The 16,672-nt window shown below is 46.3% G+C and carries 16 protein-coding genes; 1 reads left to right on the top strand and 15 read right to left on the bottom strand.

Features of this window, described 5'->3' with window-relative positions:
* Positions 1 to 278: 278 nt before the first annotated feature.
* From H7T88_RS13175 to pth, 4 genes are all read right to left on the bottom strand, one after another.
* On the bottom strand, positions 279 to 1,424 hold the full coding sequence (locus tag H7T88_RS13175; protein WP_221788847.1) for a peptidylprolyl isomerase: 1,146 nt from the start codon (positions 1,422 to 1,424) through the stop codon (positions 279 to 281).
* Positions 1,408 to 4,935, bottom strand: a complete 3,528-nt coding sequence (gene mfd / locus H7T88_RS13170) for a transcription-repair coupling factor (RefSeq protein WP_154960448.1) — start codon at positions 4,933 to 4,935, stop codon at positions 1,408 to 1,410. The genes H7T88_RS13175 and mfd overlap by 17 nt, the downstream gene beginning before the upstream one ends.
* Before the next feature lie 340 nt (positions 4,936 to 5,275).
* Complete coding sequence (gene fin / locus H7T88_RS13165; RefSeq protein WP_090924611.1) at positions 5,276 to 5,506, bottom strand: anti-sigma-F factor Fin; 231 nt, start codon at positions 5,504 to 5,506, stop codon at positions 5,276 to 5,278.
* A gap of 109 nt (positions 5,507 to 5,615) precedes the next feature.
* Complete coding sequence (pth, locus tag H7T88_RS13160; protein WP_221788846.1) at positions 5,616 to 6,176, bottom strand: aminoacyl-tRNA hydrolase; 561 nt, start codon at positions 6,174 to 6,176, stop codon at positions 5,616 to 5,618.
* A gap of 116 nt (positions 6,177 to 6,292) precedes the next feature.
* Here pth and H7T88_RS13155 point away from each other — a divergent pair, with 116 nt between their 5' ends.
* Positions 6,293 to 6,493: a hypothetical protein gene (locus H7T88_RS13155; RefSeq protein ID WP_090924609.1), complete on the top strand. Its 201-nt coding sequence runs from the start codon at positions 6,293 to 6,295 to the stop codon at positions 6,491 to 6,493.
* A 104-nt stretch (positions 6,494 to 6,597) separates the two neighbouring features.
* On the opposite strand, the gene H7T88_RS13150 is transcribed toward H7T88_RS13155, so the two are convergent.
* The 11 genes from H7T88_RS13150 to H7T88_RS13100 all read right to left on the bottom strand — a co-directional run bounded on the left by H7T88_RS13150 (position 6,598) and on the right by H7T88_RS13100 (position 16,406).
* Complete coding sequence (locus H7T88_RS13150) at positions 6,598 to 7,551, bottom strand: ribose-phosphate diphosphokinase (protein ID WP_017691370.1); 954 nt, start codon at positions 7,549 to 7,551, stop codon at positions 6,598 to 6,600.
* Between the two features lie 99 nt (positions 7,552 to 7,650).
* Positions 7,651 to 9,042, bottom strand: a complete 1,392-nt coding sequence (gene glmU, locus H7T88_RS13145; protein ID WP_260510897.1) for a bifunctional UDP-N-acetylglucosamine diphosphorylase/glucosamine-1-phosphate N-acetyltransferase GlmU — start codon at positions 9,040 to 9,042, stop codon at positions 7,651 to 7,653.
* A 353-nt stretch (positions 9,043 to 9,395) separates the two neighbouring features.
* The gene (spoVG, locus tag H7T88_RS13140; RefSeq protein ID WP_017691372.1) at positions 9,396 to 9,680 is read right to left on the bottom strand and encodes a septation regulator SpoVG; all 285 of its coding nucleotides are present in this window, start codon (positions 9,678 to 9,680) and stop codon (positions 9,396 to 9,398) included.
* A gap of 188 nt (positions 9,681 to 9,868) precedes the next feature.
* Entirely contained in the window at positions 9,869 to 10,696 is an 828-nt protein-coding gene (gene purR / locus H7T88_RS13135) for a pur operon repressor (RefSeq protein ID WP_090924607.1), read from the bottom strand.
* A gap of 97 nt (positions 10,697 to 10,793) precedes the next feature.
* The gene (gene ispE, locus H7T88_RS13130) at positions 10,794 to 11,648 is read right to left on the bottom strand and encodes a 4-(cytidine 5'-diphospho)-2-C-methyl-D-erythritol kinase (RefSeq protein ID WP_154892105.1); all 855 of its coding nucleotides are present in this window, start codon (positions 11,646 to 11,648) and stop codon (positions 10,794 to 10,796) included.
* A gap of 148 nt (positions 11,649 to 11,796) precedes the next feature.
* Positions 11,797 to 11,973 carry a small, acid-soluble spore protein, alpha/beta type gene (locus H7T88_RS13125; RefSeq protein WP_090924606.1) on the bottom strand — a complete coding sequence of 59 codons (177 nt, stop codon included), beginning with the start codon at positions 11,971 to 11,973 and terminating at the stop codon, positions 11,797 to 11,799.
* 212 nt (positions 11,974 to 12,185) lie between these two features.
* A complete protein-coding gene (gene veg, locus H7T88_RS13120; protein WP_090924605.1) occupies positions 12,186 to 12,461 on the bottom strand; it encodes a biofilm formation stimulator Veg in 276 nt (91 codons plus the stop codon).
* A 198-nt stretch (positions 12,462 to 12,659) separates the two neighbouring features.
* Entirely contained in the window at positions 12,660 to 13,556 is an 897-nt protein-coding gene (gene yabG, locus H7T88_RS13115) for a sporulation peptidase YabG (protein WP_090924604.1), read from the bottom strand.
* A 57-nt stretch (positions 13,557 to 13,613) separates the two neighbouring features.
* The gene (gene rsmA / locus H7T88_RS13110) at positions 13,614 to 14,516 is read right to left on the bottom strand and encodes a 16S rRNA (adenine(1518)-N(6)/adenine(1519)-N(6))-dimethyltransferase RsmA (protein ID WP_423246136.1); all 903 of its coding nucleotides are present in this window, start codon (positions 14,514 to 14,516) and stop codon (positions 13,614 to 13,616) included.
* 4 nt (positions 14,517 to 14,520) lie between these two features.
* Entirely contained in the window at positions 14,521 to 15,066 is a 546-nt protein-coding gene (rnmV, locus tag H7T88_RS13105) for a ribonuclease M5 (RefSeq protein WP_090924602.1), read from the bottom strand.
* Between the two features lie 155 nt (positions 15,067 to 15,221).
* A complete protein-coding gene (locus H7T88_RS13100; protein ID WP_090924601.1) occupies positions 15,222 to 16,406 on the bottom strand; it encodes a resuscitation-promoting factor in 1,185 nt (394 codons plus the stop codon).
* Between the last annotated feature and the right edge of the window lie 266 nt (positions 16,407 to 16,672).

Genomic DNA, 16,672 nt, shown 5'->3' with positions numbered 1-16,672 from the left:
CCAGAACGTTTAGTGTGATTTCTTGACCATAGTATTCATCTGTTCCCATATCCTTATACATGCTTTGCGGAATATCGTGAATTAACTTTTTTATAAAGTAATAAAAATTGTATCTCCAGTCGTTTACGCTCCATGTAAACCAAAAAACGAAGCAACAGAAAGAACCGTAGTTCTCCCTGTACTTCGTTATAGGTTGTCCATATTACGGTGAATATAACCCGGTTCAGCAAGCTTCTCAGGCTTCTCTGAAACGCATGTTAAAATCACTGTGAGTCAAACTATTTACTGCTTGTACCTTCTTCGGTTTTTGCATCTTTGTCTGTTCCTGTTGTACCTTGATCTGTTTTCGCATCCGTACCTTTAGAATCGGTTTTTGATCCATCTGTTTTCGTGCCTTCTGTACCAGTACCTGTCGAACCTTCAGTAGTGCCTTCCTCTTTTTTCTCCGTTTTTGGAAGTTTCACTTCTTTGATGATTTTATCCAGCTCTTTTTGCATAAACGTATCGATTTGAGCAGCCGCCAGTTGGCTTTTCAGTGTCTCTTTTTGCTCTGCCGTCAACTTGGAGTAATCTGCTTCCGTACGTGCTTCCACTTTCATGATGTGATAACCGTACTCTGTTTCAACCGGATCACTGATTTTGTTCAGCGGCAATGTTTTTGCAGCTTCCTTGAAAGAATCTACCCAATTCGCAACAGGTGTATTTTCATAAAGTCCACCTTTTTCAGCAGATCCCGGATCTTCGGAATATTTTTTCGCAATCTCGGCAAAATCAGCGCCGCCATCCAGTTTCGCTTTTACTTCTTTTGCAAGCTTCAACGTGTCTTCTTTTTTACGATCTTTTTGCGTTTTAGGATCTTTAAAAGTAATCAGCACATGACGTACAGAAGCTGTTGTATACTGATCTTTGTTTTTCTCAAATTCTGCCTTCATGGCATCTTCGGTTACGCCTGTTTCTTTATCTTTGATTACCGTCATAATACGAGTCATGTAATCTTTAATGTTTTGGTCAGTCAATTTCTGAGTCTTTAACATTTCAGTCCATTGCTCTTCCTTCACGGAAGCCTTCATTTTGTCGAATTGTTCAGATGCTGTTTTGGCTCCAGCCGTTTTGGCTTCTTCACTTGCTTTGCCACTCAAATATTCATAAGCAATCTCTTGCTTCACGAGATATTCTTTAAAATCATCCATCTCCATCATTTGTGCATATTCCGGATAGAGGAATTTCATGACACGTTGTTCCATGTCGAATTCATTCGCTGTAATTGTGCCACCATCATACGTAGCTACAACAGCACTTTTATCTGTTGATTCCGGTGCTTTTGCTTCTTCCTTCTTGCCACATGCAGCAAGCAAGGACAGGGACAGTACTGCTACCATACCTACGGACAGCACTTTTCCCACTTTTTTATACTTTGCTAACATCTTTTAGTTCCCCCTTTGATTTAAAAGCAGTCTTCATGGATTCCAGAAACTTTTCTACCAGCTCCATCAGTTGCTTATCCCCAAGACCCTTGCCTTTGACATGAATCAGCATATGGGGTCCTTGTTCAAATTGTACACGTCTTTCGAACTGATTTCCAATGTGTGCGATTTTTGACAACTCGAAGGCATGTTCACGTCCTTCATAGAACTTGACTGTAAGATCATCGCCACGCTGTGTGATGGACTCAATACCATAGATTTTGCCATACACTTTGAGGCGGGCTACTGCCATCAAATTAATTACAGCTTCCGGTAAATCACCGAAGCGGTCAACCAGTTCGTCTTCCAGTTCCATTGCATCGTCGAAGGAAGCAATAACTGCGACCTTTTTATAGATCTCAATCTTCTGAATACTGTCATAAATATAATCCGATGGCAAGTAGGCATCGATACTGAGATCTAGCGTTGTATTCCACTGATCGGAAGGTACAGGCTCTTCGCCCAGCATTGTAACTTTACGTTTGTTGATCTCTTCCGCCAGCATCTGTGAATACAGATCGAACCCGACGGAGGCGATAAAGCCATGTTGCTCTGCTCCGAGCAGGTTACCGGCCCCACGGATGGACAAGTCTCGCATTGCAATTTTGAAGCCTGAACCAAGCTCTGTGAATTCCTTGATGGATTGCAGACGCTTCTCGGCAACTTCCGTAAGCACTTTGTCCCGTTGGTATGTGAAATACGCGTAGGCAATCCGGTTAGACCGTCCTACCCTTCCACGCAACTGATACAGTTGGGAAAGTCCCATTTTGTCTGCATCATGCACAATGAGTGTATTTACATTCGGAATGTCCACACCTGTTTCAATGATACTCGTGCTCACCAGTACATCATACTCTCCGTCCAGGAAGTCGAGAATCGTCTTCTCCAGCTCGGTTTCTGTCATCTGCCCATGCCCAACACCCACTTTGGCTTCTGGCACCAGATCCGAGATTTCGGCTGCCATCTCCTGAATGCCTTGTACCCGGTTGTAGAGATAATATACCTGACCACCACGCGCCAACTCACGCTCAATCGCTTCACGAACAAGAGCCTGACTATGCTCTACCACGTAGGTCTGAACGGGGAAACGGTTCTCTGGCGGTGTCTCAATAACGGACAAGTCACGTACACCCAACATGGACATGTGTAAAGTACGCGGAATCGGGGTTGCCGTGAGGGTCAACACATCCACGTTGGTTTTGAGCTTCTTGAGCTTCTCTTTATGTGTTACGCCAAAACGTTGCTCCTCATCGACAATAAGCAATCCCAGATCTTTGAACACCAGATCCTGTGACAGCAAGCGATGTGTACCAATAACAATGTCTATTGTACCGGCTTTGATACCTTTGGCGGTCTCATTCTGTTCCTTGCGGGAACGGAATCGGCTAAGGACATGAATGTTAAACGGATAACCGGAGAACCGCTCACGGAACGTTTCATAGTGTTGCTGAGCCAAAATTGTGGTCGGAACCAATACCGCTACCTGTTTGCCCTCGATTGCCGCTTTAAATGCAGCCCGAATCGCAACTTCAGTTTTCCCGTAACCAACGTCTCCACACAATAAACGATCCATGGGACGGTTTTGTTCCATATCTTTTTTGATTTCTTCAATCGCGCGCATCTGATCACGTGTCTCATCGTAAGGGAACATGTCTTCGAATTCTTGTTGCTCTGCGGAATCCTTGTCGAACCCATAGCCTTTAGATGTTTGACGTTCTGCGTACAGCTTGATCAGATCATCGGCGATATCCTGAACGGATGAACGAACCTTATTTTTAACCCGTGTCCACTCGTTACCGCCCAGCTTGTAAATTTTCGGCTCCTTCTCTTCGGAACCCACATATTTCTGAATGAGATCAATCTGTTCAATCGGAACAGACAATTTGTCGCCGCCTGCATACAGAATGTGCATGTAGTCTTTGTGAATACCAGCAACCTCAAGCGTACCAATCCCGAGGTATTTACCAATTCCGTGGTTCTGGTGAACGACATAATCGCCCACTTTCAGCTCGCTATAGGATTTGATACGCTCGGCATTATCGATGTTTCGAATCGGTTTACGGGCTTTACGCTGCTTCTGTGAGAACATCTCACCTTCTGTGATCACCGCCAAATGAATGGACGGCATCTCGAATCCCGTTTGCAAATTGCCATTCAGCATCTCCGGCTCAGGAATGTCGTAATCCTGCAATACCCGGCGCATCCGGTCCATCCGTTCCTCACCATTCGCAAGCATCAACACCTGAACACCGGCTTTCTGCCAGCGTTCCATCTCCGCCTTCAGCACGTTCATCTGTCCGTGGAAATCCTGCATGCCCCGGCTGATAAAGTTCAGAATATTCTGTGGCTGGGTATGCGGAACCTGACGCAAAAAGATCGACATAAAGATGGTCTGGAATGGACGCTCATAGAGCAAATCATCCCCATCTGCCGATAACGGCAGATCCGGCAAGGTTTTACCATTTTGCATCAGATGCAAGTTCCACTCCGATTCGTCTCTGTCCAGTTGTTTCGAGGTTTCCGACAATCTCGCCGGCTCATCCATCACTAGAATGGTATCTTCTGGCATATAGTCATAAATCGTTTTATTTTCAGGATAAAGCGGGGAGATGTATTTGTACATTTCTGAAAAGTAGACATGCTGACGCAGCAACTCAATCTCTCGATGCATCTCTTCCCGAAGGCGCAACTTGGCCTGGCGATCCGTCATTTTCTCCAGCTGCTGTTCAAGCAAAATTGCCGCCGTATCCGCTGCCTTCTCCATACGCTCCTGATCAGCGATTAATTCTTTACATGGCAAAACAGTAATTTCCTCTATCCGTTCAATGGAACGCTGATCCGCAGGGTCAAATGTACGAATGGAATCGATTTCGTCGTCAAATAACTCCACCCGATATGCAATCGATGAAGTCACTGGATAGAAGTCGATAATGCCTCCACGTACACTCATCTCTCCGCGAGATTCAACTCGCTCAACCCGTTCATAGCCAAGCGTTACCATCTCAAGCAAGAACGAATCCAGTTGAAGCGTGCTGCCTTGCTTAATCTGGATATGTGCATTTGCCATGACTTCCGGGAGCGGAACATAACGTCTTACCCCTGAAAAAGGAATGACAACAATGCCCCTGAAACCCTGGGCGCAACGAACCAATACTTCAATGCGCTGAGCAAGTGTCTCCGGACTAGATACCGCTGCCTCAGCAGCAACAAGTTCATTCGCAGGATAGATCAACACCTGATCTGATGAAAGCGCTTCCTGTAAATCTTCCGCTATTTTTTGTGCGGCAAACATATTATGTGTCACGACGAGCAGTGGTCGATCCATCTCTTGGTGCAGCGTAGCCAGCATGATCTGACGAGCCGAACCGGATAGGCCCGAAACCAATTGCTCCTTCATGCCGGATTTAACCCCGGCTGTAATGGACGCAAAGTCCGGATCTTTGGAAAAAGCCTGTATGAGTGCTTGTAACAAAAGGGGCACCTCTCTTATAACTTTCTTGATTATAGATTATTGCACATCGATGTGCAGCATCTTCGGTCATTGGAATTTTTTTAAAACTGGATACTTATTCCTTTTTGTCCTGTTTCATCATAAAGGATTACTCCAAATATTTCCACATCTGTTCCTACAGGACCACTCTGAGTTCTATTACAAAGTTGAATACACCCTTGATTCTGTCCCAACTGAAAAGAAGCCTCAGCAGGCTGCCAAGGCTATAAAAAGGGCAAACCGCTGTAACCGCGGTCATCCTCTCTGTCATTTTTCAACATTTATCCATTCAATAGATTAATTAAATCCCTACAGGCAATAGCTACTGGAGCGGATTTGCAAGCAGGCTCAGCTCGGGGTTGTGTTCCAACGCTTCCTTACAATAATCGCATGTAATCCGAACGGTAACATCACCACCGGAATTATACGCTATTATATCCCTCCGCTCGTCGGGGGTCAAGAAATGAAAACCGAGCTGTGCTTCCGTAATTTTAGCCGAATCAATCTGGCCAATAAAGGTACGGCAATGCCGACATACATAATTCACTGACATAGTTATGCCTCCTGAACATGGTTTATACATCCAGTATGCCCAGGTTGTCCGAATCAAAGTCGTCACTTTAATCTTTTTTTCAGTGTAAATGCCATATTACTGGAATGCATCAGCCGTTGAATTTCGCCATCGTTTGCTCGAACGTATTCGTCAAACTATATTCCAGTGCATCACATGTTTGCTCAATCGTCTGCTCCAGCGCTTCTTTTTCTTTCTTCATGAACGTTGACAGTACGTAGTCTACAATGGCATGTCCCGGATCAGGCCTTGATATCCCCATACGAACCCGGTTGAACTGCTGTGTACCTGTGTGCTGAATAATGGACTTGATTCCATTATGTCCACCGGCGCTACCCTGATAACGCAATCTTACCTTGCCTATTTCTGTATCCATATCGTCGTATACAACGATTAGATCTTCCAGGTTCACTTTATAAAAATCCATGTAAGCTCGTACCGATTCACCCGAGAGGTTCATATAGGTCATCGGTTTGATCAGTACTGTTTTGACGCCTCCAATGTTGCCTTCTCCGATCAGTGCTTTACACTTGTTCTGTGTAACCGAAATGTTATGGCGATCTGCCAATCGATCCAGTGCCATAAAACCGATATTATGCCGGGTTTTGGCATAGTTTGAACCTGGATTCCCAAGTCCGACAATCCACTTCATCTTGTTCCCTCCTTCGAGCATCCATTAGGTGAGGCATAGACTTCGAATGTTATATTTCATATAATATCAGGAAAGTACGTATTGAACATTTATCCACCCAGGAAGGTGAGCGGGTTTTGCGCGAAGATAACGGACAACTGACTCAACATAGTGACTTTATTTATCATCTGGAACATCACGTGCCTGTGCAGGTGTACGACCGTGATACCCATATCGAGATTGGTGTGATTACCCGTTTCGATAGTCAATTTGTCGAAATTGCCGATACACTCTTTCACAGACGCCGCTTCCGTTTTATTTCCCGCCCGGGATATTAATGCGCCAGGCGGTTTTCTATCACATTAAAAACGGCACGCCGACAGGGGTTACATTTTCCGTTCAACCGGAAGACGTAACCCCTCTACTACTTTATGCAGACATCCTATTCAATTTCAAACAGCTTGCTGATTGACAATTCCTCATGAACCCGGATGATGGCTTCCCCAAGCAATGGTGCTACAGAAAGCACTTTAAGTTTGCTTGTTGGATTTGCATGTGTAATTGGAATTGTATCCGTCACGATGACTTCCTTCAGCGGTGCATTTTCCAAACGTTCCATCGCAGGGCCAGACAATACCGGGTGAGTACAGCATGCATATACTTCCTTCACGCCGCCTTCCATGAGAGCATTCGCTCCCAGTACAATTGTTCCGGCAGTATCAATGATGTCATCTATCAGAATCGCTGTTTTACCTTCGATATTACCGATAATATTCATAACTTCGCTGACGTTCGGCTCAGGACGACGTTTGTCGATAATCGCAAGCGGTGCATTCAGGAAATCAGCCAGTTTGCGCGCACGAACCACACCACCGTGGTCAGGTGACACCACAACCGGGTTTTCGATCTGTTTCGAGCGGAAATATTGCGCCAGAATCGGCACACCCAGCAGATGATCGACTGGAATGTCGAAGAATCCCTGAATCTGCATCGCATGCAAATCCATTGCGATTACACGTGTTGCGCCTGCTTTTTCAATCAGGTTGGCAACCAGCTTTGCCGTAATCGGGTCACGTGAACGTGCTTTGCGATCTTGGCGCGCATAGCCGTAATACGGAATAACTACGTTGATTGTTTTGGCCGATGCACGTTTCAATGCATCAATCATGACCAGCATTTCCATCAGATTGTCATTAACCGGCAAGCAAGTTGACTGCACGATATATACGTGACAGCCACGAACACTCTCGGAGAGTTTCACTTGAATCTCGCCATCACTAAAGCTGGTTGTATGAGATTCACCCATAGGAATCCCGATATAATCAGCAATTTGATGAGCAAGCTTGGGGTTAGAATTGCAAGTAAATATTTTTAATTTCGAGTCAAAATAAGTCATAAAATAAAAACCCTCCGTGCTGGTTCATTGGAATCTATAAGCGTCTGCGACATGTCGGCACCTCCCGGGTAACGGGAGGCAATTGGTTATCAAAACCCCTTATTCGGGTTTGGCGTTTTGTTTCTTGGCTTTTGCACGTCCGCGGATTTTCTCCGCATAACCTGCTTTGTTTTCCTGACGTGGACGAGCAATCGCCAGATCATTCTCAGGAATGGAATGTGTTACGGTAGAGCCTGCAACGACATAAGCGCCTTTACCAACCGTAATCGGTGCGATCAAATTAACGTTGCTACCTACAAAAGCATCATCTTCAATGGTTGTTATAGCTTTATTATATCCATCATAATTGACCGTTATTGCCCCGCAACCAACATTTACGTTCTTACCTACCTGCGCATCCCCGATATAACTGAGATGTGACACTTTAGATCCTTCATCAATTGTAGCATTTTTCACTTCAACAAAGTCACCAATTTTTACGTTACGACCTAACTTGGTGCCAGGGCGCAGATTGGCAAAAGGACCTACGGTTGCATCAGGACCAACTTCTGCCTGGGATAGCACCGAATGTTTAATCGCAGCACCATCTTGGATGATACTGTCTTCAATATCTGCATGAGGACCGATATGACATGCTTCACCAATCGAAGTAGTGCCTTTAAGAACGGTTCCCGGATACAGCACAGTGTCTGTTCCAATCGTAACATCTGCTCCGATATATGTCGATGAAGGATCAATAATCGTTACCCCGTTCAACATATGGCGCACAGCCAGACGTTCCCGCATATATGCTTCTGCTTGTGAAAGAGCAAGTCTGTCATTAACTCCAATGGACTCCGCGATATCGTCAGACATATAAGCTTCGACGACTTCGCCCTCGCTCTTGAAAATGCCGACAACGTCTGTCAGATAATACTCGCCCTGCGCGTTCTGGTTCGTAACCTTCTCCAGTGCCGCAAACAGCTTTGCATTGTCAAAGCAATACGTGCCTGTATTAATTTCCTTTACGGCATCTTCTTGCGGTGTGCAATCCTTTTGTTCAACAATACGCTGTACGGAACCATCCTGCCCGCGGATTACGCGTCCGTATCCCTTAGGATTATCGAGCTCAGCTGTGAGTACTGTAGCGGCTGCGCCACTTTCCTCATGCAACTTCATCAGACCTTCCAACGTTTCGCTGGTAACGAGAGGTGTGTCGCCACAGACTACAATCGTTGACCCATGTTCATTACCGAGCAGGGATTTGACCTGTTTCACGGCATGACCAGTACCGAGCTGTTCCGCTTGAAGAGCGTACTCCGCTCTGGAACCTAAAAATGACTGCACCGCTTCGGCCCCATGTCCGACAACAACTACGCTGCGTTCAACGCCTGCGCGAAGCGCTGCATCCAGCACATGTCCGACCATCGGTTTACCGCATACGGGATGCAGTACCTTGTACAATTTGGATTTCATTCGTTTGCCCTGCCCTGCGGCTAGAACAATTGCCATGCGTTTCAAAATTAACGACCTCCTGTTCTGAAAACCCCATTGAATTCCTTACACATTCATCTCCAATGAGAATCATTCAGCCGGCTTCAAGCCGGTCTTGTTCATCGCCTGCTGTCTCTGTAATCACGCGTAACAACATAGTCACGAGTGGACCATGACCTCATAAGTAACGCCGTGTACCTGTGAGCTTAACTGAATCCCACGATTCCTAAGATGCCGCTCTGCTACCGAACGCAGGATGCGCTCCGGTTCTCTTTTGAATAAACTCAATACTGAATATATCTTATTCCGATCAAAAAGAAAAGAGAGCCATAAGACATGGCTCTCTTTTCCTTCGAACCCCAATAATGTTCTCAGGCACCTTCTTCAATGACTTCTTCCTCAGTAGCTGCACGATCGTACTCAGTTAATACTGCTGCCTGAATCTTCTCACGCGTACCAGAAGAGATCGGGTGGGCGATATCACGGAACTCTCCGTCAGGAGTCCGCTTGCTCGGCATTGCAACAAACATTCCGTTGTTACCATCGATGACACGAATGTCATGAACGACGAATTCGTTATCGATGGTAATGGATGCGATAGCTTTCATTCTCCCTTCCGAGTTAACGCGGCGGAGTCTGACATCCGTAATTTGCATGTGTGTGTTCACCACCTTTTTCCATCAGAACTTGGTGTATAATTCCACACAGCCTATACGAACTCCTTCTTTTCACGACCATAAAAATATCCTAATTTCAGGAATTTTTTTATTTAATACACAATTCGACAACGTTAGTGCCAGGTCGATGGAAAAGAACCTTTCCCGACATGTAATTCGTCATTATTCTACAGGTCGAAATAGTTACCCGGCGAGACAGAAATGTGTCTGCTCTTGGCATCAACCGCTGTCAGCTTCGCGAGAGATACATAATCCGTCAGCAGACGCTCCTCTGAATCTACAGAACCCGATTCCACCAACACGCCAACTCCCGCCACCGTTGCATTGAACTCAGCAAGCAGATCAATCATGCCTTGAACGGTACCTCCGGCTTTCATGAAATCATCCACGATCAGTACACGGGAATGCTCTTTCATCGCCCGGCGAGATAGGGACATGGTATGCAGACTTTTGTGCGATCCCGATACATAATTAATACTTACGGCCGATCCTTCCGTAGCCTGATGGTCCCTGCGAACGAGTACAACAGGAAGGTTAAGCTGGGCTCCAGTCGCATAAGCTAGCGGGATGCCTTTGGTTTCCACCGTCATGACTACATCAATATTCATATCGCCAAAAGCCGTTGCAAAGATTTTGCCCGCTTCATTCATCAGGGCCGGCTGTCCAAGAAGATCTGACATATACAGATACCCTCCCGGTAAAATCCGATCCGGCTGCGCAAGCTGTGTAGACAGCCGCTCAGCAAAAGCAAGAGCATGTTCTTCCGATACTTTCGGAATCCACTTGACCCCACCAGCAGCTCCTGCCAGCGTATGCAGTTCTCCCGACCCACCTTCTTCGAACACTTCCTTGATAATAGCCAGGTCCTCGCTAATGGACGACTTGGCAGCACCATAACGTTCGGCAAATGTGGTGAGCGGAATCACCGTATGTGGTCTGGATAATAAGTATTGCGTCATTTCAACCAGCCTTGCGCTTCGTTTTAACTTCTTCACAGAGATCCATCCTCACGATCACGGAAACATCCAAATCCGAATAATTATTTAAAAATATACCACCTTTATACGTGTTTGTACATTATAAATAGTAAATTTACGTTAACAACCGTACAGCGTATACCTCTTTGCAGAACCCCCGAAGTCCGTTATAAATACGTGCAACTTTGGCTTCTTTGGACACAAGTCCAAATACCGTTGGTCCACTCCCAGACATCAACACTCCGTCTGCTCCAAGACGAATCATCGCATCTTTGAGATGCTGCACTTCCGGATACAGCTTGAGCGTCACATCCTCCAGCACATTACCCAGCTGACTACACACCTCTGTAAAGGATTGGCTGCGAATCGCCTGCTCCATTCGGGATGCACTTGGATGCCGAACAATCTTGTCACTGCGGAATCGTCCATATACATCTGCTGTGGACACATTGATTGGGGGTTTGGCTAAAATAACCCAGCATTGAGGCGGATTAGGAATCGGGGTTAACTTCTCCCCCCGCCCTGTTGCCAGTGCAGTGCCGCCTGTAATACAGAACGGAACATCCGAGCCCAGTTCTGCACCAAGCTCTTGCAACTCCTGATCCGGTATATTCAGCCGCCATAGACGGTTTAATCCACGCAACGTTGCGGCTGCATCACTGCTACCGCCGGCAAGGCCAGCAGCTACCGGAATTTTTTTATCCAGATGAATGTGGACCCCTGTACGCACGTTGTAACGTTCTTTAATTAGTCTTGCCGCCTGAAAGGCCAGATTCTTCTCATCCAGCGGAATATAACCCGCTTGGCTTGAGATGACAATTGTATCTCGAGGAAGTTCCGACATCTCCAGTCGATCCGCCAGATCAACCATCGTCATGATCATTTCAACTTCATGAAATCCATCACTTCTTTTATGTAGAACATCCAACATCAAATTAATTTTAGCAGGCGCTTTTTCGTAAATTTTCAAGACGTTCACCCGTCCTCACCTTTTCCCTAAGACAACTTAACATATTATATCAAAATGGGGCTGTCAAGTCATTTGTATTCCACATCTATGGGGAAAAAGCGGGGTGATTCCTGAGAATTGCCCCGCTCTCCAAACTGGATGAACCTGATTATGATTTACGCGCTGCTTGCTCAGCCATTTGAATCGCTCGTTTCACCATGTTACCGGCATCCTTGGCTTTAATTCCGCCCCAGCCTTCCTGCTGAACGGTATCATAGAAACCCAGATCCTTCGCCAGCTCGTACTTCAGTTCCTCCGACATGACACTTCTTCTTCTTCGACTCATGAACCATCCTCCTCCAGATCTTATTCAAGACACAATGAGTCCCTGCAGTTCGGGATTGTTCATCCCCAAGCCCCAAATCCTGGTTTAACATTCCCGTCTTAACAGGGAGCTTTCCCAGGACCTGTCCACATAGTATGCCGCCTGCATTCCGTAGTCATTCCTGCATACAAAAAAGCGACCCACCTATAAGTGAATCGCCCGTAAACCAATGCTTACGTCTCCATGTTGTAAGAGCTAGTCTCACTGCCCGGGTCAAAGACCATGACTTCCACAGACTCCGTAAGTATATCCGCATAGCTGTATGATACTCGCTTGAAGGTTTCTTGTTCCTCATCAAGCTTTACAATAAAAACAGAAGGGTACGTTTCTTCCAATACACCCGTACGCTCAATCGTCTTACGGCGGCCACCATTAGCCCGCAGCGTGATTTTCTGACCAATATGTGCATCGAGATTGCGTTTGATATCCAACAGCGTATTTTTAGCCATTGTGGACGTCCACCTCTTTTCTTGTCCATTATACTGTATTTTACAGTCATTGTCAAATCAAAGCTAAATATTATATCAGCACTAAAAAGTCGTTGTCAATGAATTTTTTCGCAAAATAAAAAAGCCCTTTTCAGGGCCTTTTTCGAATCGCAATGTGAACTTCACATGACTTCATCATTGTACTGCCACATGAATAAATCATACTGCGGATGGATTCACTTTTAGCGTAGATAGATCATTAAGTCCCGGCAATCCTACCCGGTAACTTCCCTTCGTTTCCACACCGCCTACACCTTGGATGCCGCTAATCGTGTTATGCAGTATATCATTCATGTTCAAGGTATCACGAACAGACGTGAAGGAAGCCTTAGCAGCCACGTAGACCGGATCAAGCGCATGAATGAGAATTCGCCCCGGCGAACTAGCAAAGTTCGCACCCGCGCGTAGCAATGCCTCAAAGTGAGACTGACATGCTCCTGCAATAATCGTCAGCGCATCCAAATGGCGCTCGTATTGCCTTGCAACCTGAATAGCCGAGACAAAGTTTTGTGAATTTTTATAGCTCCCCAGACTGTAGAGGTCATAGGGCTGGCGTGTCTTTAACACACCATCATGACCCGTGATCACAACGATATCCGGACGAACCTTGGGTAGCAGACGATATAACGTATCAGCCATCGCTGACTCATGTACATACTGCCCTTCTGCAGGAACACGAAGCTGTTCATACAGATTCATACTTTTCTTGAGATAATTCGGGTCGCCATCCAAATGCAGTACCTTACCAGGCATTTCAAAATAGGCGGGTTCTTGCTGTGCAGTCCATTCTTGCATCAGGCCTTCCCGGTTACGCTCAGCCTGCTCCATGCGATTCTGCTGCAAGCGTGAGAGCGTCTGATGAGCTTTAATATGTGCCTGGCGTGTCTTAGCACTCTGTGGTTCATAAGGAACCTGTATCAAATCGTTCACCGGGGAGTCTGCCAAGAGCCGGAACTCAGTCCCTTTAATGACCGCAGCGTCCGACTGGAGTCCTTCTACCCGGAAAGTCACATCGCCGCCGTATGACTTCCGAACGACCAAGTCTCCGATATTCATCACCATTATCACCTCTACCCCATCGTATGGGCAGAGACCCGGATTGGTTCATTGAAATTAAAGCTCGCCGCGAACCCCAGCCTCCCACATCACGGTGCTAAGGGTCGCATACTCCTGTAGACTCAATGTCTCACCACGCCGTGAAGGTTGAATGCCTGCCTGTTCTAACAGGAGGTCTGCCTGTTCCCTGTTCTCCTTGGTGAAGAAACGAGCTTTGAGATTATTGGAGATTGTTTTTCTCCGCTGGGCAAAAGAAGCCTGTACCACCTCGAAATAGTGTGCTTCGTTCGGAACCTGTACTGGTGGGTGCTCACGCACCTTCAGCTTAATTACTGCAGACTCTACATTCGGCTGTGGGATAAATACCGTAGGCGGCACCACACAGACCAGTTCTGGCATACTGTAATACTGCACGGCGATGCTTAGGCTACCATAATCTTTGGAACCTGGTGCAGCCGCCATGCGCTCGGCTACTTCTTTCTGAATCATGACCACAATGCTATCCACTGGCAACTTTTCTTCCAAAAGCTTCATCATGATTGGGGTCGTTACATAATAGGGCAAGTTCGCTACTACACTTACCTTATCAACGGAGGCAAAGTCCGTAGCAAACAGTTCTGCCAGGTCCAGCTTGAGTACATCTCCATGATGAACACGTACGTTAGGGTAGGGTTCCATCACTTCTCCAAGAATCGGTAACAGGCGCTGGTCAATCTCAACAGCTGTAACAGGGCCAGCTATACGCGCAAGGCGCTCTGTAAGTGCTCCAATACCCGGACCAATCTCCAGCGCTCCCTTGGACTCGTCCAAATCAGCTGCGCCTACGATTTTGTTCAATATATTTTGATCGATCAAGAAATTCTGACCCAGACTTTTCTTGAAGGAGAATCCATGCCTTTGAATAATTTCTTTGGTACGTTTGGGTGTTGCTATTTCAATGGTTTGCTCCATATCCTTCATATGCTCACATTCCTTCACGTTCAATTTGCGCTAATGCAGTGGAGAACTCTTCTCTTGTAATCTGAAATACACTCAGCCGTTTATGGAACTGCTTGCCGTTACAATACCCGATACCAAGCAGATTGCCCATCTCCATACGGCGTGCGGCTGCTTGCGGGTGTATGATCAATCCTGCTTCAATGAGGTCCTCCCAATCGATTAGACTAGGTGCACCCTCATAGGATGTGTGTACGCGAGCAAGTGCATGACGAATCGCTTCCGGTGAAGCATTCTCTACCCCGATATCTCCTTTGCGCGTTGCATCCGCTTCTGGAATAAAAGCATGCTTGCAGCCAGGGACCTTATTGGCGATAATTTTGCGGATACGCTCTCCCGCATGATCCGGATCCGTCAGGATAATGACGCCACGTCTCTCTTGAGCAAGTGCAATTCGCTTCAGAATACGCTGATTAATGGCAGAGCCTCCGGTTTCAATCGTATCCGCTTCGACCGCCCGACGAATCGCTACCGTGTCGTCACGACCCTCCACAACAATCACTTCTTTTATCATGTTCCTTTTCTTCCTTTCTAACGCAAAAAGAAGAGGAATATCCTCTTCTCTGCCAAACGGCGGAGGAGACTGAATTCAGACCCCTCCGCCGCATATTCCGCATGAATCATTCATGCAACTATTTTATAGCATTCCCATTTCAAAGTAAAACGATTTTAGTTCGCTTCCGGCTTAACTGGACCAATCACATAGACCGTTTTGCCTTTTTTACGTCCGAAATTCAGGGCGTGCTTCACACTGTCGTAATAAACGTCAATTTTGTTGCCTTTAATAGCGCCGCCTGTATCTTCCGCACGACGGAAGCCGAGGCCCTCAATGTATACCCACCAGCCGATTGGAATGACCTTGGGATCAACTGCAATGGTGCGCCCCTCCGTTACACGAGTACCGGAAGCTGTTTTTGTACCAATACCCGGCTCTTCAGAAGAGTAGGCTGTCATCGATACATTTTTCAAAACTTTAGAGTATTTAAAAGAATTCCCGGAGACCGTAATCACCTTGCTGCCCGAGGCAGATGTTTTCTTCGAGTTCGTTGTTACAGCTTTTTTGGTCGTCGAAGTTTTGGCCGATACCAATTGAACCTCAGGTTCCTTCACAACCGGTTTAGCCTTTGTACCTACCGCAATCACTTTATCTACACGATTGGTGGCGACCGTTTTACCTACCACTTTTTTGGAGACAAGTTCTCCATCTTGAAATACCTTTTCGATATGTTGCACAATTGTGCCTTCCTTGCCTTTCACTACAACACGGTTATCCCCTTGGAACAAACTTGGGTCTGCCGTTTTCACAACCTTGTAAGCAATCGGTTGTTTCACATCCACTGTATGCTTTGTTACACGCACTACACGAATCTTCATATCCGCTTTAATTGCGGTTCCGAGCGCTGGATACACTTTATCATGATCTTCAACTTGAATACCTGATTGCTGAATTACACCCTGTACCGATGAATCGGTTGTATAAAGAGTCTTGGTGTCTCCGTCTGCCGTGATTTTAACTGGAACGGCCCGCTCAATAACGATTCGGTCTCCGTCGGTAATCGCCCCATTCATGGGCATGGATACCTTGTCGTGAGGGCTGACTGTGATTGACTGCTCCTCCAGCATTTCCTGAAGCATTCCTGTACGAGTCTCTACCACTTGAGCTTTGCCGTCAATAACCAGTGAAACCTGCTTCCCGGCCTGACCGTAAACGACTAACAAGATCATGATTGCAAGCGCAATTGAGAATATCGCGATCAATGCCATTTGACGCAAGTTCTCATGCTTCCACCGCAACGCGAAAGACTTACTGGATGATCGTGACTCATGGGTCTCTTCTGGTTGGAATATGCCCACTTCTCCGTCCTCCTTCATAGCCTCGCCGTCTAAAGTAATGCATGATGTCTTTGACGCGACTATAACAATTTTTCTACAGAACACAGATCAGAGATAATGACCGGTTCTGCACCATGAACCCCTCTTCGCAACATGATGTCATCCTCCTGAATACATACCGTATGATGACAATATTTCTTTTATTCAAAACAAAAAAAGCCAAAGAAAGAGTGTAAGAGACCCTTTCGTGGCTTCCGAATGATTTTGAATATCGGAAATTCATGCAC

The organism is Paenibacillus cucumis (ex Kampfer et al. 2016), assembly GCF_019748695.1.
GTDB classification, from domain to species: domain Bacteria; phylum Bacillota; class Bacilli; order Paenibacillales; family Paenibacillaceae; genus Paenibacillus; species Paenibacillus polysaccharolyticus.
The sequence above is the reverse complement of the archived record's forward strand: the minus strand, read 5'-3'. Positions and strand labels throughout refer to the sequence as shown.

Excerpts from the sequence above, each read along its gene's own strand:
- H7T88_RS13175 (WP_221788847.1), bottom strand. The coding sequence starts at position 1,424 with ATGTTAGCAAAGTATAAAAAAGTGGGAAAAGTGCTGTCCGTAGGTATG.
- fin (WP_090924611.1), bottom strand. The coding sequence starts at position 5,506 with ATGTCAGTGAATTATGTATGTCGGCATTGCCGTACCTTTATTGGCCAG.
- pth (WP_221788846.1), bottom strand. The coding sequence starts at position 6,176 with ATGAAGTGGATTGTCGGACTTGGGAATCCAGGTTCAAACTATGCCAAA.
- H7T88_RS13150 (WP_017691370.1), bottom strand. The coding sequence starts at position 7,551 with ATGACTTATTTTGACTCGAAATTAAAAATATTTACTTGCAATTCTAAC.
- glmU (WP_260510897.1), bottom strand. The coding sequence starts at position 9,042 with ATGGCAATTGTTCTAGCCGCAGGGCAGGGCAAACGAATGAAATCCAAA.
- spoVG (WP_017691372.1), bottom strand. The coding sequence starts at position 9,680 with ATGCAAATTACGGATGTCAGACTCCGCCGCGTTAACTCGGAAGGGAGA.
- H7T88_RS13125 (WP_090924606.1), bottom strand. The coding sequence starts at position 11,973 with ATGAGTCGAAGAAGAAGAAGTGTCATGTCGGAGGAACTGAAGTACGAG.
- veg (WP_090924605.1), bottom strand. The coding sequence starts at position 12,461 with ATGGCTAAAAATACGCTGTTGGATATCAAACGCAATCTCGATGCACAT.
- yabG (WP_090924604.1), bottom strand. The coding sequence starts at position 13,556 with ATGAATATCGGAGACTTGGTCGTTCGGAAGTCATACGGCGGCGATGTG.
- rsmA (WP_423246136.1), bottom strand. The coding sequence starts at position 14,516 with ATGAAGGATATGGAGCAAACCATTGAAATAGCAACACCCAAACGTACC.
- rnmV (WP_090924602.1), bottom strand. The coding sequence starts at position 15,066 with ATGATAAAAGAAGTGATTGTTGTGGAGGGTCGTGACGACACGGTAGCG.